Origin of the sequence: Desulfosediminicola ganghwensis (assembly GCF_005116675.2) — a bacterium.
Taxonomy (GTDB): Bacteria; Desulfobacterota; Desulfobulbia; order Desulfobulbales; family Desulfocapsaceae; genus Desulfopila; species Desulfopila ganghwensis.
Map to the genome: position 1 here is coordinate 201215 of NZ_CP050699.1, position 24876 is coordinate 226090.

Here is a 24876-nt window from a genome sequence, read left to right on the forward strand (position 1 = left end):
CTGCCAACAGTTCCTCAATCATGCTAAATTGAGGAATTATGAAAAGGACAAGACGAAAACATACAGCGGAGTTTAAGGCCAGAGTAGCCTTCGAAGCCATTCAGGGACTCAAAACTCAGAGTGAGATTGCGAAGGAATTTGAGATCCACCCGGTAATGGTTGGCAAATGGAAGACTGAACTGCTTGAACGCATGCCTGAGCTTTTCGCCAGCAAATCCGATAAGGGAGTTAATGCCAGCGATAAAGACAAGGATGAACTTGAGCGGAAAGTTGGCCAATTGACAATGGAGGTGGATTTCCTTGAAAAAAAGTGCAAGCAGTTGGGGATACCGCTGAAAGGGCGAAGCAAATAGATTGGATTTCCCAACTGAGCATCCGTCGTCAATGTGAACTACTCAAAATCCACCGTTCAATACTCTATTACCAGCGAAAAGACGAGTCTGCCATAAACCAGAGACTCATAGGGTTAATTGACAAATATCACCTGGAAGACCCCTCAGCAGGCACTCGGCGGATGAGTAAATATCTGCGCAGAGCAACAGGGATGAGAATAGGCCGAAAGCGGGTTCGTCGCCTTATGCGTCGTATGGGCATAGAGGCAATTTACCCACGTAAACGTACTACCATTCCAGGGAGTTCGACCCAAATATATCCATACCTGTTACGGAAATTGCCAATCACCAGACCGAACCAGGTGTGGGCCGCGGATATCACCTATGTCCCGATGAGGAAAGGGTTTGTTTATCTTTTTGCCATAATAGACTGGTATTCAAGGAAAATAATCGATTGGGAAATCTCCACAACCTTGGACACTGAATTTTGCTTGCGCTGTCTCAACCGTGCCATACTCAAGCATGGTCCACCGGAGATATTCAACACGGATCAGGGGTGTCAGTTTACTTCCGGAAAATGGACCTCAGCACTCAAGGAGCACGGAATAGCCATCAGCATGGATGGCAAAGGAAGATGGATAGATAATGTAATGATCGAGCGTTTTTGGAGGACTATCAAATATGAAGATATTTATTTGAAATCGTATGAAAATCCAAGAGAGTTAGCTAAAGGCATTACTAGCTACATTCAAAGATATAACGGCGTGAGGCCACACGAAAGCTTATCAGATGCAACACCTGATGAGATTTACTACAAGCAACAAAGAAAAGCGGCTTGAAAAAATTTCCAACGCCCTCTCCCCGCGGGGAGAGGGCGTTGGAGCAACCGGAACTGTAGGAAGTAAACTTAAAAGCAGCAAATGGTGGTCCTAAAAACGGGACCACTTCACTACGCTTTACCAAGTATACTCAGGAAACTGGCATATCCTTCACGATCAAAGTTATTGGATCTTTCGTTCATGAAACCATGCAGGTATTTCGTTTTGTGGCATTGAACGTTCGCCTTGAACGACAATCTTTCACATACTTGCTGAACATCGTAGGTGGGCTCTGTTGCTGCAAAATACCATGTGATTGGAATCTTCGGGTTTATTTCTAAATACATTCTAAGCTGGGAACTATAGAAGCAAATTGCTTTTGTATCTTTGTACAGTTCCAACTTCTCGGATAATGCCCATATTGCAGATGCGCCTACACTGAATCCTAGTAATGTAATTTCTTCTGACTGGTTTCCCTGTAACTTTGCATGCAATGTCTCAGCATATGTATCCAGGCCAATTTGACTTTTGAAATATGCGTAGGCTTCTGTTTCATCCCTGAAGCTCAGATCTTCACCTCCATAAGGGTCGATCACCTCAACATGGGAGTATTTATTTGAAATATTAGATAATAATTCAAGTAACGCCTTGGTGTTACCAAAAATGTCAGATACAACCTTGAGTTTCATATCTCTCTCATGCAAGGTGCGTTAATCGTCGTTATGCTTTTCGGTGTCCGCTGACTCTAAATCACTGCGCAGATAGCTGATCACCTCTCTGTCCAGCAGAAACTGACCTGGCCAACTCTGCTCAGCCACTCGTTCTTTAGTCAGTTCCTCCCTGGGCACTATCACATCTACTCCGAAAGGGGTTGGTTTTCTGATAGCATTCTCATCAGCCACGACATGGGACCCATCCAAGGCCAAAGCCGCTGTACCGGAATCGATAATCAGTTTGCGGTTGGCCAAGCGTTCCTTGCGGGAGGGCGCACAGACACTTCGACAAAATCCACATACCGTGTAGTAAAACCAGTCAGGATCAAAGACCGCCTGCCGATAGTCGTTGAAGCTGTTATCAGCACTCTGCATCTGTGGGTCCGCCTTCTGCAGGCGTATGCACAATGAATCAAGTTCGTCTTTTTCCTGAGGCAGGGCACGGCTGAGACGATACGGGCTCCAGTTAGACCAGCTGCCGGAAGCGGCCAACCCCTCATAACCTGTGCATCCGATCCAGCAACATGTGTTTGGACGTTTGCCGGAAATAGTTTCCGTAATGCCGGCGACTGTAACCTTGGTCGAGTTTTGGGGGTGAATCATTGCAACGGGACAAACCAAACTACACATTTTGCATCTGTCACAGGGATGTTTTTCATCCGGGATTGGCTTGTCTGCGATCAGGGGAGCAGATGTAATAACACTCCCCAACTCAACCAGTGCGCCATATTCTCTGGTGAGCAGGTTACCACTCCAGCCCAGACGGCCGACCCCGGCGGCAAGAGCTGCGTAGCGGTGTGAAAAATCTGGGTGAAACTCTGTCAGCTCTGTTATGTCGGCGGCATCTTTCTCAGGTCTGTAATTGTTGTTCAGGTCAACGTTAACAGCCTCATATCCTTCCGATCTGAGAAATTCGACAAGCTCATCCCCTATGGTATAAAGCGATTGCACTATGGATTTTCGATTTTCACAATGAGGCTGCCAACTTTTTTTGCTGATAAAGTCCCGTACGATCTCCTTGTCCAGCGAGAGTGCAAAGGAAACAACTGAATTTGCAGAATGTAAGAGGTAACGTGGATCAGCCGATGGAGGCCCGTCTGCAAGAGCCTTTCTGGTGGTTATGCCGACCAGATGAGCACCGAGACTCAAGGCAATGGACTTCAATCGTGTTTCAATGGGTTCCATAACGATCTCTCATTCAATTTGATCTGATATTCAGTTCATGAACTCTTGAATCTGAAAAAATTCTGCCATTGCTGCGTCCGGAGAAGTGGTGGACTCAATATTCCGTTACTTCGATTTTTCTTCTTTACAATACCCCAAAAGGGAAGAGCTATGGCTGGTATGTCGAAAAATTTAATTTTACTCTGACCGTTTTAGATCCTCCAGTCTTGAATATTTCTTTTCAGCATTCCTTTGACCTGCATCACATACGAGCACTGAAAGTGGTTAGACATTCATTCTGGTAGGACATTCTACAAACAAAAAGCAGCCTTGCAGAATCGCAACCAGAAGATACCACACAGTAGCAGCAGGTCTATTTTCCTTTCCAGAATATTGCCAATTCGGCTTGATGAACTAGAAACAATCACTATACTCTAACTTGTAGTTTGATCTGTTCTGCTATCACAGAACAATAAAGACACACCAAAGGAGGAAATGTCATGAGCATGAGAGGCGATATTATCTCAAAAGAGTATCAGAAAATGGTCTGGATCAGGGACAAAGACGGTAAAGAATACGCATGTTATGCCGAAGACCTCAAAAGTCTTAAGAAAAAAGAGGATATGACTGAAGAAGAGAAAGAGAAATGTCTCGATATCAGTCAGGTTGTTGGGGCCAACTGGTAAGCCTCAACCTTCCCAGAATGTGGTCGAATCAAGTAGCGACCATTTTAAATTGCCTTTTTGAATATATGAAATCCCTGCAACTATGTTGCAGGGATTTTTTTGTTTTAACCACGAAAGAGCCTGCTGGGCCTCTCTGGCAAAATCGAGGTTAAACCTCTCAACTCTACACGCTCTCCTGATGCCTCCCTCTTCCCAACCTCCAAACAATCAAGTACAATCGACCCCATGCAGTTAAGCACTTAATATCCGGTCACCGTTTTTATCCAACCCACCGATGGAGAGAAGTATGGCCAGACCTCTGCGAGTGCAATACCCCGGTGCCATTTACCGGATCAGTCACCAGGGCACCGGCAGGCAACAGGTCTTCCGAGGCAAAGGGGATAGAATCAGTTTTCTCGATTCTCTTGAAAAGTCTGCCGCCACCCATGGGGTTAAACTTTTTGGTTTCGTGCTGATGGACAGAACGTTTCAACTGCTTGTGCAAACACCGAGAGGCAACCTCAGCAATTTTATGCGCCAGCTCAACATCCTCTATACCAGCTACTTCAACAAGACCCACAGGCGAAGTGGCAATCTTTTTCGTGGACGCTTTAAATCGCTCCTGATCCAGGACAGCTACCTCGATCTTGCCGGCTGCGCCATGCATTTGAGCCCCGCACAAACCCGGCTGAAACGAAGAATGGAGAATAATGACCGCTGGGATGATCTCCGCCGGTTTGGCTGGTCCAGCCTGCCTGGGCATCTTGGTCGATACCCACGCTATCCATATGTAGACCATAGCCGGCTGCTGGCCAACTTCGGCGGAGATACCCCTCAGGGACGAGAACGTTATGGCCGTCATCTTATGGGCAATCTTGATCAGGCCTGCGATCTCACACCACACACCAGGGGTCAGGCCATACTTGGGGATAAGGATTTTTTAAATAATGTAACTGAGCGCGCCATGACTTTTCAATCTTCGAACCAACACAAACCTTTACCCATAGATCCGGAACACGTACTCCTGGTACTCGAACAGTTCTGGCAAAGCCCCCGTAGCGCTTTTCTCACCACTCCTTCTTCAAGGCGAATGGTTGCCATTGACTTTCTTTACCGGCATTGCCGTATGACCAATCCTGCAATTGGCGACCTGTTCGAGCTTCACTACAGCACCGTCAGCTCATTGCGTAATCGCCTTATCTCGCTTCGCCAGTCAGACAAACTGCTTGATGGTGAAGTGCTCACCATCGAACGGAGTCTTAGCCGCTCTCTCTGCAATTGATCTTCCATGGACGTACTTACCACCGAAACCTATCTACTGATTTTCTTCGCTTTTCTGCTTGGCGGTATTGTTAAAGGCATTATCGGCACCGGACTGCCCACCATTGCCCTGGCCATAATTACCGCAACCATCGGCCTGAAAGAAGCCATGGCCATAATTTTATTGCCATCAATTCTGACCAACATCGGCCAGGGGTTGTTGGGTGGTCATCTCGTTTATGTGGTCAAGCGCAGCTGGAGTTTCCTGGCAATGACCTTCTGCACTGTATGGATTGGTGCATCTCTTATCACCAGAGTGAACATCAGCTGGCTCTCCGCCCTTCTCGGCACAATTCTACTTATCTATGCTGTTGTAGGTCTAACTGCCCGTATTCTACCAAAGCCTGGTTCAGCCGAGAGCTGGATGAATCCTCTTTTCGGCTCTGTCAATGGCTTGCTGACAGGCCTCACCGGCTCCTCCGTGATCCCCGGTGTACTTTACTTACAAAGCCTTGGACTTAAACGGGATCAGCTCATTCAGACCATGGGGCTGCTGTTTCTCATTTCCACCTCCACCCTGGCAATGGCACTGCAGAAGAACCAACTGCTCAACCAGGAATTACTCATCCTCTCCGGGCTTGCCTTCATTCCCGCATTTCTTGGAATGCTGGGTGGTATACATATCCGCAAGCGAATTTCCGAAGCGCTCTTTCGCCGACTCTTCTTTATTTTTATGCTCATTCTTGGGTGCTACATCTTTGGCCGAGCGATCCATCAAGGTATATACTGACAGTGGAAGTGGTGCAAATGTTCAGCTAAAGAGCACCTTCCACCCATATGCTTTCTGTCTATTGCCAAAGGTGAGCCATGCATAATCCCAATTACGCAGAGTACAGCCTCGCTCAACTGGGAGATTGTCTCAACCATATCAACAGGGATAAATACCCGGACCGGTATCAGCTGCTGCTCCATGAGATCTCACTTCGAACGGAACGCGGCGAGGCTGTCTGTGATCCCCTGATCAATGAACTCACAGGGGCGGATATACCATTTTCTCTGGCACTCAGACTCTGGTTATGTTTCTGCTGGCGATACACCATTTGCAGCACAGGGGTCGCGGCACTGTTTATGGCTTCATACACTGCCATGAACAGACTGTACATTCTCTCGCCCCTGATCGTTGGTCTGATGGTGGCGGCAACCATTGCCCTCCTGATTCTCAGCGGCGCTGTGATCATGAAGCAGGCCCTGGCCAGGCCCTACCGTCCGTTTCGTATACGTGTTACACCTGCTGCCGTCTCGACAACCGACTCATTACTCACTCAACCAGCAAGGAGCACAACATGAACATTCTGATTATAGGGTGCAGTCGAGGTATTGGCCTTGAACTTGTCAAGCAGACCCTTGCTGCAGGCCATCTGGTTACTGCGCTGGTACGAAATCCTGACAAGTTCCACCTGTTACATGAAAATCTCTGCACAGTTCTGGGAGACATCCGTGATCCCATTCAGGTAAATGAAGCGGTCAAAGGTCAGGATGCGGTCTGCCTGACCATCGGGGTTCCAATCACCTTCAAACCCGTCACACTGTTTTCCGATGGAACAAGAATAGTTTTAGAGGCCATGAAAAACCACGGTGTCCCCCGGCTTATCTGTGTCACCGGAATAGGCGCAGGTGACAGTAAGGGGCATGGCGGTTTTTTATATGACGTCATCTTCAAACCACTGCTATTGAGAACTATTTATGAGGACAAGGACAAACAGGAAGAACAGGTAAAAAAGAGCAATCTTGAATGGGTCATTGTCCGTCCGGCCGGATTAACCAATGGGCCAAAAACCGGTAGTTATATGACGTTCACCCATCTTGAGGGGATCACCTCAAAACGTATTTCCCGTCGTGATGTGGCGCACTTTATCGTGGCTGAACTGGCTGAAAAACGATTCTCCAGACAGGCGGTGCTGCTCACGTACTGACATGATAAAAAATTTCCTGTAAAACTTCAAAAGCCCGGTCAGAGATTAATCCGGCCGGGCTTTACGAATTTCTACAAATGATTGCTCAATTCTTTCAAGAACCGAGCAACTTTTTCTTCAGGTCCTTGGTAACAGGCTTATCTCCAAGCCAGATTGCGAACATTGCGTCCGCAAAGTCCTTGCCTTCAACCACCCCTTTTTCGACTCCTGCCACCGTCACAGCAACGCCTTGTCCCGGGATATAGTTCAGCACAATCTGATCACCTTTTTTGACTGTGACGAACATCGAGTTGAATTTTTCGATCCGATCAGCCATTGCTGCTCTCACATCTTCGCTCAGATTCCCTTCGAACCCTTCATTCCAGGCACCGACAAGTTTTTCAGCGCTCACCTCATCGTAGAGGAAGTGCATCACCATCATCTTCTGCCCCTCATCGGCTATGACTGCCGCCGCATCTTTTGCCGGATTTTCGAGGTAAAGCTCTGCGATATAGATCTTGAAAAACATCTTTGACCGTATACCGGCACCGTTCAGGTTCAGGGTTACCCCATCTTTTCCCGCCAGGCTCTCGGCCACAGATACCCCTGCAATGTCCTTTGCAAAACCGGATGCTGCCAACAGCAGCGTCATGCCAATAGCCAGAATTAAACGCATACAATCTCCTCCCTCTCAAAGGTTTCGATTTTCTCCTTACCGGAATTTCTCATGAACATTTTGTCGAAACTAAGAAATCTGTAACCCGCAGGCACTGAAATACCTTATCAAGCCGTTTTTCTAACAAAATACTCTTGAGAATCCCCCTACCCTCTCTTCCATCTTACGTTAACTGCAACCAGTTATATATACTCCAAATTATCTATCAGGAAAAGAATTTCTGTGGTTTGCCACATGATAGGTGCATGATTATAGGGTATACTGATTGACGTTCAACATAACCCCCATATCTATAACTACGTATAGTAATAAATTTATGAAAGATATTCTTCACCGCGTCATCGCCGATGACGGTAAGTTCTTCGGCCTTGCCTGCGACACCACCAGACTTGTTAATGAGGCCTGCAGAAAACACGATGTCGGCCCTACCGCTGCAGCTGCTCTCGGCAGGGCACTTACCGGTTCGGCACTGTTGGCAGCACTCATGAAAGATGGCCAGTATGTTCAGTTAAAATTTGAAGGGAGCGGTCCCCTGGGTAAGATCATAACCGAAGCCGGCTATGATGGCTGGGCCCGGGGCTATGTTGCCAATCCCCAGGCAGATGTTCCTTTAAAGAATGGCGCCGTGGATGTGGCTTCCGGTCTCGGCCGGGCTGGTTTTCTGACCGTCACCAAGGATATCGGCGGCAAGCGGAAATATCAGGGGATGACACAACTCTACACCAGTGAAATTGGTGAGGACATTGCTTTCTACCTGCTGGAATCAGAACAAACCCCATCGGTTGTTGGGCTCTCCATCCATCTTCAGCCTGACGGAACTGTCAGCGCTGCGGGCGGTTATCTTATTCAGGCCCTGCCCCCTGTGGATGAAGAGATCATAGGTTATCTTGAAAAACGGGTGAACAGCCTTGACTCTGTTGGTCAAATGTTGCTCTCTGGTAATACCCCGGCAGAGATACTAAGCCAGCTTTTTGCGGAAATACCTCACCATTCCACCGCTAGTACCGACCTGATCTATCAATGCAGTTGCAGTGTGGAAAAAATGGAGAGGGCCGTGTTTTCTCTTGGCAAACAGGAGTTACAACATCTGCTGGAGAACGAGGGTGGAGCGGATGTGCAATGTGAATTCTGCCGTGACAACTATCATTTCGACCGGTCGGACCTCGAAAGAATGATCTCTTCAGGCAGCTCCAAACAGTAACTTCAGCGTAAAATTGCTACATGCAACTATTTTCATGACGAAAGAATCCGCTGGCAAAGACATAAATCATGCCTCTGCCAGCGGATTTTTCTTTTTTTATCTGTTTTTGTCAGGACTTACCGTAAAGCTTGAGGTTGCGCTTTAATTGTCCGACCTGCACTCCCAGGGGAATACATCTGTCTTTCTCCAGGCAAGCCTTTGCCTCAAAATCCTCAACAAACGTTTTCAGATGCTTGTTGCCTCGCTTAAGATCAACCACCCAGGCGCCGCGTTTCCAGTCATACTCTACCGTATAATCCGAACCACACGTACCCGCTTCAGGCATGATGCTTTCTATTTTCCTGCAAATGGCCTCTCTGCCCATAAGCTTCTGAGCCATGATTTCACCTCCGATAGATATCTATCACTCTGATATTGACTGCATCAGCACGAACGTTTGCTTCTGCATACCTACAATGTAGGCACGCTCCACCGTCATTCAAGACATACCAAACCACTGAAAGGCCGCCTTTATATAAAAAAATCGAGGGAGGTCACTCTATGATACCCCTCCCCCTTTATACTCCTTGTCAGAACACTACTAAGGGAGAAGAAAAAATGGGGAACAAATCACAGTCTACCGTCAGCACAGCACCTGCATTCTCAATATGTTCAATAACTGCTGCCTTCCAGTTACGAGCTGAAATATCGACCTTGTTCAAAAGGTTGTTCGTTGGGGAGAGCAAAACATTCGTTCGCAGGGGGTGGGAGATGTTGCAATACGGCCTTACCACACTCTTGATTACTGCCATATTTCTGGCATGCGGCTGGCTGTTTCTGATCCAGCTCGCAGAACACGGCTGGGGTGGCTGAGAGAATGGGCCCCATCAGCGGAGCCATTCGACAATGTTCAGCCAATAAAAAACCCCGGAACAGCGTTGGCTGCCCGGGGCTATAAACAGGTACTTACTCTTTCCAATCAGGACGGAGATACAACTCAGTGAGCTGTTTTCTGTCCACCGAAGAAGGTGCCTCGGTGAGCGGACAGGTCGCCTTCTGTGTTTTCGGGAAAGCGATTACGTCACGGATGGAGCTACAACCGCAAATCAGCATAAGCAGACGGTCGAGACCAAAAGCAAGACCACCATGGGGCGGAGCACCAAGCTCAAGAGCCTTAAGCAGGAAGCCGAACTTATCGTTTGCCTCTTCTTCACCAATACCAAGCGCATCAAGCACTTTGGCCTGGACATCCCGCTGGTGGATACGGATGGACCCACCGCCGATCTCGGTACCGTTCAGCACCAGATCGTAGGCCCGGCTGTATACCGCGCCGGGATCACTCTCGAGCTTATCCAGATCTTCTTCTTTCGGGGCTGTGAAGGGGTGATGCAGCGCCTGGAAACGTTTGTCCTTCTCATCATATTCAACCAGCGGAAAGTCGGTGACCCAGATGAAGTTAAACTCATCTTTTTTCAGCAGGTCGAGGCGACGGGCCAGTTCAAGGCGAAGCTCGCCGAGATACTGGAAGACAACCTTCTTACTATCTGCACCGAAGAAGAGAACATCGCCTTCTTCTGCACCAAGAGCCTCTGCGATAGCAGTACGCTCTTCCTCGCTGAAGAATTTGGCAATCGGTGACTGCCACTCGCCATCCGCCTTCATCTTCACCCAGGCCAGACCTTTGGCGCCGTACTGGATAACATAATCAGTCAGATCATCGAGATCCTTTCTGGAGAAGCTCGCACAGCCCTTGGCGTTGATCGCGCGGACGGTACCGCCACCATCGGCAATTGAACGGAATACCTTGAAGCTGCACTCCTTGGCTATATCGGTCAGATCGATCAACTCCAGGCCGAAGCGGGTATCCGGACGGTCGGTACCGAAGCGGGACATTGACTCGTCGTAGCTCATACGGGCGTATGGCGGCTTGAAATCAATACCGAGAGTATCCTTGAACAGCTTGGCGATCATGCCTTCGGTCATGGCAATGACCTGCTCCTCGTCGACAAAGGAAAGCTCCATATCGATCTGGGTAAACTCAGGCTGGCGATCGGCACGGAGATCTTCATCACGGAAACATTTGACGATCTGGTAATAACGATCCATACCGGCAATCATCAGCAGCTGCTTAAAGAGCTGCGGAGACTGGGGAAGGGCATAAAATTTACCGGCGTTTACCCGGCTCGGCACCAGGTAGTCCCTCGCACCTTCCGGAGTTGAACGGGTCAACATCGGAGTTTCAATATCCAGGAAGCCATTATCGTTGAGATAATTGCGGATGGACTGCACTGCCTTGTGGCGCATGATCAGGTTTGAAGCCATCTCCGGCCGCCGCAGATCGAGATAGCGATATTGCAGGCGCAGGTTGTCGGAGACCTCGGTTTCCTCATCCAGCGGGAATGGCGGGGTCTGGCTGGAGTTGAGTATACGCAGATCATCGATCAACACCTCAATCTCGCCGGTTGCCAGCTTGGGATTAGCCATATCACCCGGACGGGCTTCAACTCGGCCCTTTACGGCAAGAACCCACTCACTTCTCAGCTGGTGCGCCTTAGCGTGGGTCTCCGGATTCACCTCCGGATTAAATACCACCTGGGTAATACCTTCACGGTCGCGAAGGTCGATAAAAATTACACCACCGTGGTCACGTCTGCGCAGGACCCAGCCCATCAGTGTGACTTCTTCTCCGATATTGTCCTTGCCGAGTGCATTGCAGGAATGCGACCGGACTAAGCTTCCCATTGATTCCATGATTCGTCAGTCAGGTTAAATTGTTCTCTGCCGTGAACAGGCAGAGAGGTAGATTATCTGGTGGCCGGACAGGTTGTCCGGCCATACAGTTCACAGTGTTATTATATTTTAAAAAATATCGTATAAAATCTTGCCAGGGCCCTGGTCGGTTATGCGCCGGCCAGCTGCTGCTGAATGGCTGCAGCATCAAGAGCGATATTGATCTGCTCCTGATTTCCCATGTTTCTAAGTACACCTGTGCCTTTTGCCAGTTCATCATCACCGACAATAAGCACGTAATTCGAACCGGCCTTGTCCGCCTGTTTCATCTGACTCTTCAGGCTTCGCCCCTCGTGATCCAGACCGACACGCAGTCCCGTCACGCGCAACTCATTGACCAGACCGTAGCAGAGACGAACTGCCTCCTCTCCGAGGCCGGCAATAAACAGATCGAGTTCATTTGGTCGTCCCTGATCCTGTTCTTTCTGCTGCAGCAGGAGAACCAGTCGCTCCAGGCCGAGGCCGAAACCGATACCGCCTATTTTTTTCGGCCCGCCCAGCTGTTCAACCAGGCCATCATAACGGCCACCGGCACACACTGCAGACTGGGCACCCAGATCGCCAGTGATAAACTCGAAAGTAGTTCTGCAATAGTAATCAAGTCCGCGAACCATGAACTTGTTTACCTGATAGTCGACACCAAGTTGTTCAAGGCTGCTGCGAACGGCACCGAAGTGCTCGTCGCAGCCGGCACAAAGATTCTCTACGATGGAAGGAGCATCTGCCACTTGCTCACGACATCCCGGCTTTTTGCAATCCAGCACTCTCAAGGGATTTGTTGAGCTGCGTCTCTTGCAGTCATCACAGAGGTGATCAATTCTTTCACTGAGAAACGCCAGTAATTTTTCCTTATACGCAGGACGGCACTCGCGGCAACCCAGGGAATTCATCTCCAGGCTGACCGAGATTCCCAATTCGCTGAAAATCATGGCGGACATTGCCATCACTTCCGCATCGACCCGGGGATGGTCGGCACCGATTACCTCTGCACTCACCTGGTGAAATTGCCTGAGGCGACCTTTCTGCGGACGCTCATGACGGAACATCGGTCCTATGGTGAAAATTCGCTGAATCGGCCGCTGCACATAAAGTCCGTGCTCGATATAGGCACGAATAATCTGAGCTGTCGCTTCAGGGCGCATGGTAACCCCTTTATCGACAAAGCTGTACATCTCTTTTTCTACGATATCCGTTGCTTCACCTATAGAGCGTGCAAAAAGCTCAGTTTTCTCGAGTATTGGCAAACGTATCTCTGAAAACTGAAACCGTGATACTATATCGCGAACCGTCGCTTCGACGCGCATCCAGAGCGCGACATCTGCGGGAAGTATATCTTTAAAGCCATTCAGGGCCTTGAGCTTCATCAAAGTCCCTCCAATTCTGGGAAAGAGTGGAATTGTTCTGCTGATAATCAAAAAAGCATAAAATAAAACGCAAATTTCCGACTTTGTCAAGGAAAGCCCAAAAACGTTGCAAAACCCTCACCATAAGTCGCGCGCTTACATACAAACATCCCCAAGGTATTCATATGCCTGTAGTGTCGCAATATCTGCCCGCTTGACAAAAACAGGCAAGAGGGGCATTATCCGTCCTGCTACTACACTAATATTTAACAGGAGTATTGACGTACATGAAGTTACCATCACTAACTATAGGCAAATTCACTGTACCGTTCCCTCTTTTGCAGGGTGGTATGTCAATCCGGGTTTCAACCTCATCTTTGGCAGCGCCGGTCGCTAACTGCGGCGGCATCGGAATTATTGGCGGCTCCGCCATCCCGGCCGAGGAATTGCAGGAAGACATCCGAAAAGCAAAGGCCATGACAGACGGCGTTGTAGGCGTAAATATCATGTACGCCATGAAGAATTTCTACAACAACGTCATGGGCTCCATCGAATCCGGAATCGACATGATCGTAACCGGTGCAGGTTTTTCCAGGGATATCTTCAAGATCGGCAAAGAGCACAATGTTCCGATCGTTATGATTGTATCCTCACCATCACTGGCAAAGCTGGCTGAAAAGCTTGGTGCGTCTGCCATTATCGCCGAAGCTGCAGAGGCCGGCGGTCACCTTGGCACCGACAAACCTCTGAGAGAGATTTTCCCATCCATCCGTGATGCAGTGAAAAACATTCCGCTCATCGCTGCCGGCGGCATCAGCAACGGCTATGAAATGGCCGAAATGATGGACAAATACGGCGCCGACGGCGTTCAAATCGCTTCCCGCTTCGTGCTCAGTGAGGAGTGCGACGTAAGTGACAAATTCAAACAGGCCTACCTGGACGCAGGCAAGGAGGACATTGTCCTTACTTCTTCGCCCGTAGGTCTTCCTGGCAGAGCCATCAACACGCCTTTTGTCTCCGGTAAAAACAGCGGTGAGGATCACAGCACCAAAAGATGCGTTCACAAGTGTCTCAAGAAGTGTGATCACCACTACTGTATTAGCGAGCGCCTTATCGCATCGCGCGATGGAAACATTGATGAAGGCCTGGTGTTTGCTGGTTCAAATACTTATAAGATGAAAAATATTCTGCCCGTTTCTGAGATTTTCAACCAATTCAAAGAACAGGCAGAAGCGGTATACAAGGAAGGAATCGGATTCGCTCCAGCGGCATCCTGACCTGATTGTTGCCACGGTACATACTAAGGAAGTTTCAGCTATGCCTGGCACGACCACAAATTCCATCCGTATAATTACATCTAAAGAGCATCCGATCACCCCCGAGCAAATCTCGGCGGATGCTCTTTTCGTGCTGAAAAAGCTCAACAAGGCCGGATTTTCAGCCTACCTGGTCGGTGGTGGAGTGCGCGATCTCTACCTTGGCAAAAAGCCCAAGGATTTCGACATCAGCACCAACGCCCGCCCCGGCCAGATCAGGAAGCTTTTCCCCAATTCAAAAACCATCGGAAGAAGATTCCGACTGGTACAGGTTATCTGCCGAAGTGGTTCCATAATCGAGGTTTCGACCCTGCGCTCCTTAAGCGAGCACGACCTTGACGGACCTGAAGCGGTACTGGCTCCCAATAACACCTTCGGCAGTCTCGATGAAGATGCCCAGCGGCGTGATCTGACGATCAACTCCCTTTTTTACGAGATCGAGAATCAGACTATTATCGATTATGTCAGAGGCGTTGATGATCTCGATGCCTGCATCATACGCATTGTCGGTGACCCCCAGAAGCGCATCAACCGGGATCCGGTCCGGGCCATGCGAGCCATTCGACATGCGGCCCGCAACAATTTCAGCATTGAGGAAACCTCTCTCAAGGCGATTTGCGACAACCATAAAAAACTCCTGCTCTGCCCTCCGTCCCGACTAAGGGATGAGACCCTTAAGGACATCTACAGCGGCGCTGCGGAACCATGGTTCAAGCTCTGCATAGAGACAGATATATTTTGCGACCTCTTCCCTATTTACCGCAAAACTATAGACGCAAAGGTACATGGCAGTACCGGTTGCCAGGAGCAGCTGCACAAGGTTTTCGCCACCATTGACAGGGTAAACAATATAGCCGTATCGAACAATGTCTCCAGGCAACCTGACTTTTTTATGATGGCGCTGATCCTGATCCCGTGGGCAGAAATCAAATACGGCATCTTTTCAAAACAATTCAAAGGTCCGGAACTCTTTCACACCAGCAAGAGAATACGTGCCGATATAGATAACCTGCTCGGAGTCCAACTGAACCTCCGGCGCTCCCTCCGGCAGGAGATGACCACTCTGCTGACCAACCTCAACTCTCTCATCCATCACCGCCAGAACAACTCCTGGCCCAAGTGGCTTCGCAAGAAAAGTTACTTCAAACGCTGCCTGCTTTTCTACCGCTGTTACATGGAAATCACTGCCGACAAAGAAGTGAGCGAAGAACATCTCGAGATAGTGCACAGCTTGCACAAGACGCCAACCGAGCACAATGCCAAGCACGTCTCCAGCCAGCGCAACCGACCCGCTTTTGCGCCCAGGTCAAAAAAAGGCATTTTTGGCTTTAAAAAGTAACCGTCCTCTTTGAACAACTTGCACAACGGAGATGCCCGGAGCCCTGCCCTCCTCTTTTTCTCCTATATCGCGCAAGTGCTTATTATTATGGTTATTTATCTTTTTGTTCATTAATTGTAGTGCTTTGCATAACCATTTTTGATATATTGCCCACTCATTTTATTTGCAATTATCAACAATTATATCTAAGTACAACTATGATTGCTTAATCTGCGTAATCTCCCTTTTTTCGGATCTTTAGTGAATTCAGGCGCACTTTCCGGGAAGAGGGCTAAATGCGTTTTGAGGTTGTTGTTCTTATTTTTAGCCCGGCATAGCGGTGCCGGCACATTCGCGCGCTTGCGCACAATTGTTGTCACAGCAATAGGAGGTTGATATGGCAGACACGGTAAACACAACTCTGGATCCGCAACTTAATCGGCGCGGTTTCCTCAAGGGTATCACCATGGCAGCCGCAGCTTTGGGGATGTCCGACGCAGTGATTCCCAAAATGGTTGAGGCTGCTGCTTCCGGCGAACGCCCAAGAGTTATTTGGCTGCACTTCCAGGAATGTACAGGATGCACCGAGAGCCTTCTGCGCTCTTCCCATCCGGATCTGGCCCGTCTCATCTTAGACATTATTTCTCTCGACTATCATGAAACCGTCATGGCCGCTGCAGGTCATCAGGCTGAGCACAATCTTCATGACACCGTGCAGAACCATCCGTTCATTCTCGTCGTCGAGGGTGCTATTCCTACCAAAGAGAACGGAATTCACTGTATGATCGCCGGCAAGACCGCTATGGAGATCCTCGCCGAAGTAGCACCGAAGGCCAGCGCGATCATAGCAATCGGCACCTGTGCCACCTATGGTGGTGTTCAGGCCGCTGCTCCAAACCCAACCGGCGCCGTCGGTGTACAGGAACTCGTTGACAAGCCAGTGGTTAACATCTCCGGCTGCCCACCGAACCCTGTCTCTTTCCTCGGCACCATTCTCCACTACCTCACCTTTAATCGTCTGCCTGAGCTGGACAAACTTGGACGTCCCAAGTTCGCATACGGTCGAAGAATTCACGACCACTGCGAGCGTCGCGCTCACTTCGACGAAGGCCGCTTCGTTGAGCAATTCGGTGACGAATTCCACAAGCTCGGCTACTGCCTCTACAAGGTCGGTTGTAAAGGTCCGGAGACTTTTTCCAACTGTCCTGCAGTACGCTTCAACGACGTCGACGTATGGCCGGTAAGTGTTGGACACGGTTGTATTGGCTGTACTGAGCCAAACTTCTGGGATACCATGACTCCGTTCTACGAGAGACTGCCTCAGGTCAAGATCCCCGGTACCGGTATCGTCGCAGATGCTGACAGCATCGGCAAGAAAGTCATCGGTGTTACCGCAGCAGCTGTCGGTGTTCATGCAGCCGTTGGTATCGGCAAAGGCCTGATCAAAGGAAAAGGCGGTAGCGACGAAGCATAATTCGTCTGCAGCGTAGTTCAGTGAATTTCATACCTGCACGACGATACTGCATGCAGTTCGTCAGCGGTATACCAATATTTTATGGAGGTTTAGCTCATGGCTCAGAGAATTACCATTGATCCGGTAACCAGGATCGAGGGTCACTTAAGAGTAGACGTAGAAGTAGATGGGGGCGAGGTCACAAAAGCCTGGTCTTCCGGCCAGATGTACCGTGGTCTTGAAAACATCTTGAAAGGTCGCGATCCGCGTGATGCATGGCTGTTCGTACAGCGTATCTGTGGTGTGTGTACCACCGTTCACGCCATGGCGTCAGTTCGTTCCGTAGAGAACGCCCTTGGCCTTGAGATCCCGCTGAACGCTCAGCTCGTCAGAAACATGGTTCAGTCCATCCATTGTCTGCACGATCACATCGTTCACTTTTATGCCCTCTCAGCACTTGACTGGGTAGACGTGGTTTCCGCCCTCGACGCAGACCCTGTCGCCACTGCAAAACTGGCCGACAGCCTTTCCGACTGGCACGGTAACAGCCCTAAACGTTTCGCCGCAGTAAAAGACAAAGTAAAAACCCTCGTAGCCAGCGGCCAGCTCGGACCGTTTGCCAATGCTTACTGGGGCCACGAGGCAATGAAGTTGCCACCCGAGGCAAACCTGATGGCGGTTTCCCATTACCTGGAAGCTCTCGACTATCAGCGCAAAGCCACCCAGGCTCTGGCCATCATCGGCGGCAAGAACCCACACGTACAGAACCTCTCCGTAGGTGGTGTTACCACCAACCTGTTCTCTGAGAACCAGACTGCGGTAACCATGGAGCGTCTCTACTACATCAAGCAGCTGGTAGAAGAGGTACGTGACTTCATCAAGATGGTTTACATGACCGACGTTGTAGCTGTTGGTGCACTGTACAAAGACTGGCTGCCATACGGCGCCGGTGTTACCAATTACATGGCGGCTCCTGACATGTTCCTCGATGCAGCAGGAACCAAGGCCGATCTGCCGGGTGGTACCATCTTCGATGGCGACCTCAGCACCATCAAGCCAATCAACACCATCGCTGACCAGTATTTCATCGACAACGTACAGGAATCAATTGCCAAGGCATGGTACGACGGCGACTGGTCCAAGCATCCGTGGGAATCTTCCACCGATCCGAAGTTCACCGAGTTCGAAGACGATGGCAAGTACACCTGGCTCAAAGCCCCTCGTTTCCAGGGCAAGCCAATGCAGGTCGGTCCTCTGGCGCAGATGGTTGTTGGTTACGCACAGGGTCACGAGAGAACTGTCAAAGCAGTTGACGCGTGTCTCAGCCGTATCAGCGCAGTTGCCGGCGTTCAGGTTGGTCCTGAAATCCTGCACGGCACCATCGGCCGTCACGCAGCCCGTGCAGTACGCGCCGGCATGATGGCGGATCTGGCTCTCGAGCACTGGGATCACCTCGTAAACAATCTCGCCAGCGGCGATTACGAGATCTTCAACCCACCTGTCTTCCCGAAAGGCGAGCAACGGGGTGTTGGTGTGCACGAGGCTCCTCGTGGTCTGCTTTCTCACTGGATCGTTATCCAGGACGGCAAGATCAAGAACTACCAGGCTGTTGTACCTTCAACCTGGAACGCCGGTCCTCGCGATGCAGAAGGTCAGCTCGGACCATACGAGGCATCTCTCATGGGTAACCCTATTGCTGATCCTGAGAGACCTCTCGAGGTTCTTCGTACCATCCACTCATTTGATCCATGTATCGCCTGTGCGGTTCATATGCTTGATCCGGAAGGCAAAGAAATGGTGAAGGTAAAGGCTCTGTAACAACAGGTCCCTGAACACGAAACCTTTCTTTCCCGGTACTTACCGTAGGAGGTATATACAATGGCAACATATGAAAAGAAGCAAGCATGGAGCATCCTGCTTCGGATGTTCCACTGGATGTATGCCCTTTCCATTGTGGCTCTGTGTATCACGGGTTTTTACATCAACACCCCGTGGACCAACACAATGATCGAAGGCAGCGCAAGCTGGCCAATGGCCTGGATGCGCTTTACCCACTTCGTTGCGGGCTACGTCTTCTCATCTGCGTTGATTATTCGCGCATTTTTGTACATTTTTGGTAACTCTCAGGAGAGAGTCTGGGATATTCTGCCGATCACACCACGCAACATCAAGAATCTCTTCGGCACTATCCTGCGCTACGCGTACATCACCGATAAACATGACGTTCGGTTAGGTCATAATGTAATTGCAGGACTGACCTACCTTTTCACCTTCGTCGTCGCTATCTTAATGGTAGTCAGTGGTTTCTACATGCTGTTCCCTGAAGCTCCTTTCTGGCAGGGGATGGGACTCGCTATATTTGGTAGCCAGCAGTGGGGCCGTTATATCCATCATATCGCTATGTGGTGGTTCATGATTTTCGCTCTTATCCATGTCTACCTCTGTATCTGGAATGACGTGAAAGAGCCTGAGGGTATCATTTCCTCTATCTTTACCGGTGACAAGTTCGTACACAAATAAGCAGGAACATAAAGGGCTCGAAATCCTCATCCGCGGCACAGTCCAGGGTGTCGGATTTCGACCCTTTGTCTACAACTTAGCCTCTCGTCTTGGCATCCACGGTACTGTAAGTAATACCAGTGATGGCGTCCATATACGGGCGTACGCCAACGACGACGGGCTATTTTCTTTTCTTGAAGGGTTGAAAACAGAGGCTCCGCCTCTTGCCCGCATCACTTCAATTGACGAGAAACCTCTGGTCGAACCTATCGATCCGGCCCATGAGGATTCTTTTACCATCCTCGCCTCGGTTGCAGGCGACTCTGCCAAGACAGCAATACCACCAGATATAGCTATCTGTGATGACTGTATCCGGGAACTGCTCACCCCCGGTGACCATCGCTTCCACTACCCTTTTATCAATTGCACCAACTGTGGGCCACGCTTAACCATCGTGGAATCGATTCCCTATGACCGGCCTAAAACCTCGATGAAGGTTTTTCCCATGTGCCCGGTGTGCCTGGAACAGTACCAGGACCCCACCGATCGTCGCTTTCATGCCCAGCCCAACGCCTGTGCCCATTGCGGACCAGAACTTTTCTGGCATGCCAAGGACGGTACCAGACGTATCTGCGACTCCCCCCTGGCCGAGGCCGCAACCGCACTTTCCCATGATATGGTGGTGGCTATGCGCGGTCTCGGTGGTTTTCACCTGGTTGTAAACGGTCACTCCCAACTGGCCGTGGCAAAGCTCAGGGAGAGGAAAAATCGCCCGCATAAGCCGCTGGCAGTCATGATGCCTGATCTTGAAACGGTCAGGAAATATTGTGTTGTTGATGATAAAGAGCAGGATCTGCTCACTTCCGGCGCACGACCTATTGTACTGCTTAAAAAGAGAGACAGCTTCTCTCTGCCGTCAGATCTTGCTCCGGAGATGAATGAATTAGGCGTGATGCTGCCCTATACACCCTTTCAATATCTTCTCTTTCAGCAAAAGGAATGTCCTGATGTCCTGGTTATGACTTCAGGCAATGCCAGCGGCGCTCCGATCTGTACCGCCAACGACGATGCGCTCAAGCGACTGGCCCCGATCTCAGACAGGTTCCTGCTGCACAACCGTGACATCGTTACCCGTGTTGACGACTCAGTTGCCCGTGTTACCAATCATCGACCGCAGATTTACCGCCGGGCGAGGGGCTACGTTCCTACCCCACTCGACATCCCCTGGAAATTACCGGCAGGTATCGGCTGCGGTGGCGGCCTGAAATCCACATTCGCGCTGAGCGAGGAGAAAACCGTCTATCTCAGCCAGCACATCGGTGACCTTTTTAATCTCGAATCATTTGATTTCTATAGCGAATCTGTTGAACATCTGAAAAAGGTCTTCCAGATCGAGCCCGAGATTGTGGTCTGTGATCTGCACCCCGACTATATGAGCAGCCACTATGGCGCTGAACTGAGTAAGAAGAAAGACCTTCCGCTTTATCAGGTTCAGCATCATCATGCCCACGCAGTTGCCGTTATGGCGGAGCATGGCCTTGAAGGGCAAACACTTGCCGTTGTTCTCGATGGCACAGGCTATGGTCCTGATAATACCATCTGGGGTGGCGAAATTCTGCTGGCTGACCTCACCGGCTACCAGCGCCTGGCCCACCTTCAGTATCTGCATCAGCCTGGTGGCGACGCTGCGGCCCACGAACCCTGGCGAATGGGGTTGTCCGCGCTGTTTCAAATGCGAGGGGGAGAACCCTGCGCGCCCAATGAGTTGCCAAAAGGGCTGCACCCGATCCCTAGCGGGCAGGTCAAAATCATCAACACCATGCTCGAGAAAGATTTCAACACCCCAACTACCTCAAGTTGTGGTCGCCTGTTTGACGCAATGGCCGCCATCCTCGGCGTTCGACACACCATAAGCTATGAAGGACAGGCAGCAATTGAGCTGGAAGCACTGGCCAGGACCGCTGCCACCAACACCTGGTATCACCAGATCCCCGATTTTCAGCGTCTTGCAGGCAATCCACCATTGTGCAAAAAGGGCGAAAAGTGGGAGATATGTTCATCGGAATTTGTTACACTGGCGCTCCAGGCACAGGCCCAGGGATTGAGCCGGGCCGGGATCGCCTTACAGTTTCACTTACAGCTTATCAGCTGCATCTGTGAACTGGTTGAGCGGTTGTCCGTTACCACCGCTGTCAGAAACGTTGTCCTTGCCGGAGGTTGCATGCAGAACAGCTTGCTCCTTGAGGGATTACAACGAAAGCTGACCGCTAAGAAATTTGCAGTTTTTACAGGGGAAAATGTACCGATCAATGATGGTGGCATCTCCCTTGGCCAGATAATTACAGGAGGTCTGCAGCATGTGTCTCGCAATACCCATGAAGGTTGTCAAGGTTGAAGGCAACCCCGATGACTTCACAACCAGCCAGCTTGCCACCGTCGACGCCGATGGCATCCAGAAAGAAGTTCGTCTCGATATCGTTGACCACTGGCCCAATGTAGGCGACTACGTAATAATACATGCCGGTTTTGCTATTCACTCCCTGGTTGAGGAAGAGGCGAAAAAAAACCTCGCCTTGCTCAAGCAACTGGCAGATACCATGCCGGAAGAACTTCTCACCTCCCCGGATGATTTGAAATAATGAAACACTATGATGAATATCGTGACGCAGAGCTGATCAAGCCACTCGTTGAGGAACTTCATCGCTCTGTTACCAAACCGTTGCGGGTAATGGAGGTCTGCGGCTCCCATACCATGGCTATTTTCAGAAACGGACTCCGTTCCATCCTGCCGGATGGTTTGGAACTCGTCTCTGGTCCCGGCTGTCCCGTCTGCGTTACCTCAGCTCCACATATGGACGCTTTTATCGCCATGGCTGACAGGCCAGGTGTGCGGGTCGCAATTTTTGGTGACTTGTTCCGAGTACCGGGATCCAACGGCTCCCTTGCCAATGCCAGTTCCAGAGGGGCCAGGGTTGATATCGTTTATTCACCGATGGACGCCCTTGAAATTGCCAAAAACAATCCTGATGAGCTGGTCGTTTTTCTTGGTGTTGGTTTCGAGACCACCACTCCGACTATCGCCGCCACCATCATGGCTGCCAAGGTTCAGAATGTGCAGAATTTCAACGTGTTTTCTACCCAGAAAACCATGCCCGTTCCCCTGAACGCCCTGCTCGGTGATCCTGAGTTGAAAATTGACGGCCTGCTTTGTCCCGGCCACGTCTCGTCAATCATCGGGGCCAAAGCATACCAGCCGCTTGCTGAGAAATTCGGCCTGGCCTGTGTGGTTGCCGGATTTGAAACCGCTGACCTCGTCAAGAGCCTTTCCATGCTGGCCCGGCAGGTCGCCACCGGCGATATCAAGGTTGAGAATGTCTACTCTCGTGTCGTTAACTGGGAAGGCAACCCACGCGCCCAGAAGATGGTGTATGAAATCTTCGAGCCCTGCGATACCGACTGGCGTGGCCTCGGCGTCATACCCGGCTCCGGCCTGAAGATTCGTGATCAATACCAGGAGTTTGACGCTCAGGTCCGCCTTGAAATCGAACTGCCGGAAGTCGAAGAAGCCAAAGGCTGTATGTGTGGTCAGATTCTCAAGGGTATCAACACCCCTCAAGATTGCCCGCTCTACGCGAAACGCTGCACCCCGGCCAACCCGATTGGCCCCTGTATGGTTTCCAGTGAAGGCACCTGTGCCGCCTATTTCAAATACGGCCAGGATTAAGTTCAACTGCTGGAAAGCAGTCGGTGCTCTTTACCAGACTTCTGGACGGTAATGTTTTTTATAGAGCGTTTTTTATAGCGTATTGGATATAAAAGGATCTCATGTCAGATAAAACTATTCTTCTCGACCATGGCAGCGGCGGTCTCGCCAGCCAGGAACTGATCGGCACTCTTTTTCTCAAGCATCTCGACAACCCGATCCTGCACAGTCTTGAAGACAGTGCAATCATAGAAAAACAATCCGGGCGACTCGCCTTTACCACTGATTCATATGTGGTCGACCCGCTGTTCTTTCCTGGTGGGGATATCGGCAAACTCGCTGTACACGGCACCATCAACGATCTCGCCATGCGGGGAGCCAAACCTATCTGCCTCAGCCTGGGTCTGATTCTGGAAGAAGGGCTGCTCCTGGATGATCTGGAAAAAATCATCATCTCCATCGCCGAAGCATGCAACGAAGCGGATGTTCCAGTGGTTTGCGGAGACACCAAGGTGGTACCGAAAGGTAAAGGTGACAAAATCTTTATCAATACCTCCGGCATAGGGGTCGTTGCCGATGAGATCAATATCTCATCCAAAAACGCCAAAGCCGGTGACGCGGTGATCCTTTCAGGCACCCTGGGCGATCATGGCATCACCATCATGACCCGCCGCGCCGGAATCAGTCTCGATGGCGATCTGAAAAGCGATACCATGGCGCTTCATGGCCTGGTGGCAAAGCTGCTCGCCGAGCTACCTGACGATGTCCGCACCATGCGTGACCCGACCAGGGGAGGTGTAGCCACCTCACTCAATGAAATTGCAGATGCAAGCCGGCTCTCCATCGAACTGAAGGAAGAGGATCTTCCCATACGACCGACAGTCCGTGCCGCCTGTGAAATGCTCGGCCTTGAACCTCTGTACCTTGCCAATGAAGGCAAGATGCTGCTTGTCGTAAGCGGTGACAAGGCTGAGCAGGCCCTGGCCGTGATGCAATCTACCAGAGAAGGCGCTGAAGCAAAAATTATAGGCAGGATCGTCGAAGGAAAAGCGGGTCGGGTTGTAATCAACACCCCGGTAGGTGGTTCGAGGGTAGTGACCCAACTTCATGGCGAACCACTGCCGAGAATCTGCTGATATCATAAATTACTTAGCCAAGAAAACTTACTATGACAGAGACAAAGAAAATAGGAATCGCCGGTATCGGCAACCTGTTGCTCAGGGATGAAGGCTTTGGCGTTCATGTTGTTCATTACCTCCAGAATAATTATGATTTCCCTGAGAATATTGATATTCAGGACGTGGGCACCGCCGGCATTTATATGGCGCCATTTCTTGAGACCTGCGATCCCGTATTGGTGATCGATGTGGTCGATATTGCAGGGGAACCCGGCTCATTCCACTTTTACTCACTCCAGGATGTGAAAGCCGGAACGTTCCAGACCCGCATGTCTCCCCACCAGCTTGGCCTGCTCGAGATTGTCGAGGTGTGTAAACTTCGAGGCGAGGCACCTGAGCAAGTTGAGTTCTACACCATAATCCCCAAAGAACTCACTGAAAGTATTGAACTCTCAGACGTTGCCGAAGCACGGATGGTTGAAGTTTCCGAGATGATACTGAAGAGGCTCGACGAACTTGGAGTGCAATATACCAAGAAAGACGTGCCATCTGGCACAGGACCAGTCTGAGGAGCCA

Annotated in this window: 24 protein-coding genes; 18 read left to right on the top strand and 6 right to left on the bottom strand. The window is 50.3% G+C overall.

Annotated features, from left to right (window positions below):
• Window positions 1–38 precede the first annotated feature (38 nt).
• A protein-coding gene (locus FCL45_RS00885) for an IS3 family transposase (protein WP_136795422.1) occupies window positions 39–1171 on the top strand; the annotation gives its coding sequence in 2 pieces (ribosomal slippage) (window positions 39–323 and window positions 326–1171; 1131 coding nt in all).
• Between the two features lie 110 nt (window positions 1172–1281).
• Here the strand turns inward: FCL45_RS00885 and FCL45_RS00890 are convergent.
• Both FCL45_RS00890 and FCL45_RS00895 read right to left on the bottom strand, forming a co-directional pair.
• Window positions 1282–1839, bottom strand: coding sequence for a dienelactone hydrolase family protein (locus FCL45_RS00890; RefSeq protein ID WP_136795423.1), 558 nt, complete (start codon window positions 1837–1839; stop codon window positions 1282–1284).
• 21 nt (window positions 1840–1860) lie between these two features.
• On the bottom strand, window positions 1861–3048 hold the full coding sequence (locus FCL45_RS00895) for an epoxyqueuosine reductase (protein ID WP_136795424.1): 1188 nt from the start codon (window positions 3046–3048) through the stop codon (window positions 1861–1863).
• 479 nt (window positions 3049–3527) lie between these two features.
• Here FCL45_RS00895 and FCL45_RS00900 point away from each other — a divergent pair, with 479 nt between their 5' ends.
• The 5 genes from FCL45_RS00900 (at window position 3528) to FCL45_RS00920 (ending at window position 6925) form a co-directional block, all read left to right on the top strand.
• Window positions 3528–3713, top strand: coding sequence for a hypothetical protein (locus FCL45_RS00900; RefSeq protein ID WP_136795425.1), 186 nt, complete (start codon window positions 3528–3530; stop codon window positions 3711–3713).
• Between the two features lie 286 nt (window positions 3714–3999).
• The gene (locus tag FCL45_RS00905) at window positions 4000–4974 is read left to right on the top strand and encodes a transposase (protein ID WP_167495625.1); all 975 of its coding nucleotides are present in this window, start codon (window positions 4000–4002) and stop codon (window positions 4972–4974) included.
• Between the two features lie 6 nt (window positions 4975–4980).
• Entirely contained in the window at window positions 4981–5742 is a 762-nt protein-coding gene (locus FCL45_RS00910) for a sulfite exporter TauE/SafE family protein (RefSeq protein ID WP_136795427.1), read from the top strand.
• A gap of 77 nt (window positions 5743–5819) precedes the next feature.
• The gene (locus FCL45_RS00915; protein WP_136795428.1) at window positions 5820–6299 is read left to right on the top strand and encodes a hypothetical protein; all 480 of its coding nucleotides are present in this window, start codon (window positions 5820–5822) and stop codon (window positions 6297–6299) included.
• The gene (locus tag FCL45_RS00920) at window positions 6296–6925 is read left to right on the top strand and encodes an NAD(P)-dependent oxidoreductase (RefSeq protein WP_136795429.1); all 630 of its coding nucleotides are present in this window, start codon (window positions 6296–6298) and stop codon (window positions 6923–6925) included. Before FCL45_RS00915 ends, FCL45_RS00920 begins: the two co-directional genes overlap by 4 nt.
• Before the next feature lie 94 nt (window positions 6926–7019).
• Here FCL45_RS00920 and FCL45_RS00925 read toward each other — a convergent pair whose 3' ends face one another.
• Window positions 7020–7580, bottom strand: coding sequence for a chalcone isomerase family protein (locus FCL45_RS00925; RefSeq protein WP_136795430.1), 561 nt, complete (start codon window positions 7578–7580; stop codon window positions 7020–7022).
• A 316-nt stretch (window positions 7581–7896) separates the two neighbouring features.
• On the opposite strand from FCL45_RS00925, the gene hslO reads away from it, so the two are divergent.
• Window positions 7897–8781, top strand: coding sequence for an Hsp33 family molecular chaperone HslO (gene hslO / locus FCL45_RS00930; protein ID WP_136795431.1), 885 nt, complete (start codon window positions 7897–7899; stop codon window positions 8779–8781).
• A 109-nt stretch (window positions 8782–8890) separates the two neighbouring features.
• On the opposite strand, the gene FCL45_RS00935 is transcribed toward hslO, so the two are convergent.
• On the bottom strand, window positions 8891–9160 hold the full coding sequence (locus FCL45_RS00935; RefSeq protein ID WP_136795432.1) for a hypothetical protein: 270 nt from the start codon (window positions 9158–9160) through the stop codon (window positions 8891–8893).
• A 218-nt stretch (window positions 9161–9378) separates the two neighbouring features.
• Here FCL45_RS00935 and FCL45_RS00940 point away from each other — a divergent pair, with 218 nt between their 5' ends.
• On the top strand, window positions 9379–9633 hold the full coding sequence (locus tag FCL45_RS00940; protein ID WP_136795433.1) for a hypothetical protein: 255 nt from the start codon (window positions 9379–9381) through the stop codon (window positions 9631–9633).
• A gap of 93 nt (window positions 9634–9726) precedes the next feature.
• On the opposite strand, the gene aspS is transcribed toward FCL45_RS00940, so the two are convergent.
• Window positions 9727–11511 carry an aspartate--tRNA ligase gene (gene aspS / locus FCL45_RS00945; protein ID WP_136795434.1) on the bottom strand — a complete coding sequence of 595 codons (1785 nt, stop codon included), beginning with the start codon at window positions 11509–11511 and terminating at the stop codon, window positions 9727–9729.
• 149 nt (window positions 11512–11660) lie between these two features.
• Window positions 11661–12914, bottom strand: coding sequence for a histidine--tRNA ligase (gene hisS / locus FCL45_RS00950; RefSeq protein ID WP_136795435.1), 1254 nt, complete (start codon window positions 12912–12914; stop codon window positions 11661–11663).
• Between the two features lie 266 nt (window positions 12915–13180).
• Between hisS and FCL45_RS00955 the strand changes: the two genes are divergently transcribed.
• The 10 genes from FCL45_RS00955 to FCL45_RS01000 all read left to right on the top strand — a co-directional run bounded on the left by FCL45_RS00955 (window position 13181) and on the right by FCL45_RS01000 (window position 24869).
• Window positions 13181–14170 carry an NAD(P)H-dependent flavin oxidoreductase gene (locus tag FCL45_RS00955; RefSeq protein ID WP_136795436.1) on the top strand — a complete coding sequence of 330 codons (990 nt, stop codon included), beginning with the start codon at window positions 13181–13183 and terminating at the stop codon, window positions 14168–14170.
• A gap of 40 nt (window positions 14171–14210) precedes the next feature.
• The gene (locus tag FCL45_RS00960) at window positions 14211–15548 is read left to right on the top strand and encodes a tRNA nucleotidyltransferase/poly(A) polymerase-related protein (protein ID WP_136795437.1); all 1338 of its coding nucleotides are present in this window, start codon (window positions 14211–14213) and stop codon (window positions 15546–15548) included.
• A gap of 376 nt (window positions 15549–15924) precedes the next feature.
• The gene (locus FCL45_RS00965) at window positions 15925–17001 is read left to right on the top strand and encodes a hydrogenase small subunit (RefSeq protein WP_136795438.1); all 1077 of its coding nucleotides are present in this window, start codon (window positions 15925–15927) and stop codon (window positions 16999–17001) included.
• Window positions 17002–17097: 96 nt separating this feature from the next.
• A complete protein-coding gene (locus FCL45_RS00970) occupies window positions 17098–18798 on the top strand; it encodes a nickel-dependent hydrogenase large subunit (protein ID WP_136795439.1) in 1701 nt (566 codons plus the stop codon).
• A gap of 60 nt (window positions 18799–18858) precedes the next feature.
• Window positions 18859–19500 (top strand): Ni/Fe-hydrogenase, b-type cytochrome subunit, encoded by a 642-nt coding sequence (gene cybH, locus FCL45_RS00975; RefSeq protein WP_136795440.1) that lies wholly within the window; start codon window positions 18859–18861, stop codon window positions 19498–19500.
• The gene (gene hypF, locus FCL45_RS00980; RefSeq protein ID WP_167495626.1) at window positions 19478–21874 is read left to right on the top strand and encodes a carbamoyltransferase HypF; all 2397 of its coding nucleotides are present in this window, start codon (window positions 19478–19480) and stop codon (window positions 21872–21874) included. Before cybH ends, hypF begins: the two co-directional genes overlap by 23 nt.
• The gene (locus FCL45_RS00985) at window positions 21837–22118 is read left to right on the top strand and encodes a HypC/HybG/HupF family hydrogenase formation chaperone (protein ID WP_136795442.1); all 282 of its coding nucleotides are present in this window, start codon (window positions 21837–21839) and stop codon (window positions 22116–22118) included. Before hypF ends, FCL45_RS00985 begins: the two co-directional genes overlap by 38 nt.
• Window positions 22118–23203, top strand: a complete 1086-nt coding sequence (gene hypD, locus FCL45_RS00990; protein ID WP_136795443.1) for a hydrogenase formation protein HypD — start codon at window positions 22118–22120, stop codon at window positions 23201–23203. The genes FCL45_RS00985 and hypD overlap by 1 nt, the downstream gene beginning before the upstream one ends.
• Before the next feature lie 101 nt (window positions 23204–23304).
• Window positions 23305–24318 carry a hydrogenase expression/formation protein HypE gene (hypE, locus tag FCL45_RS00995; protein WP_136795444.1) on the top strand — a complete coding sequence of 338 codons (1014 nt, stop codon included), beginning with the start codon at window positions 23305–23307 and terminating at the stop codon, window positions 24316–24318.
• 32 nt (window positions 24319–24350) lie between these two features.
• On the top strand, window positions 24351–24869 hold the full coding sequence (locus tag FCL45_RS01000; RefSeq protein ID WP_136795445.1) for a HyaD/HybD family hydrogenase maturation endopeptidase: 519 nt from the start codon (window positions 24351–24353) through the stop codon (window positions 24867–24869).
• Window positions 24870–24876: the final 7 nt, after the last annotated feature.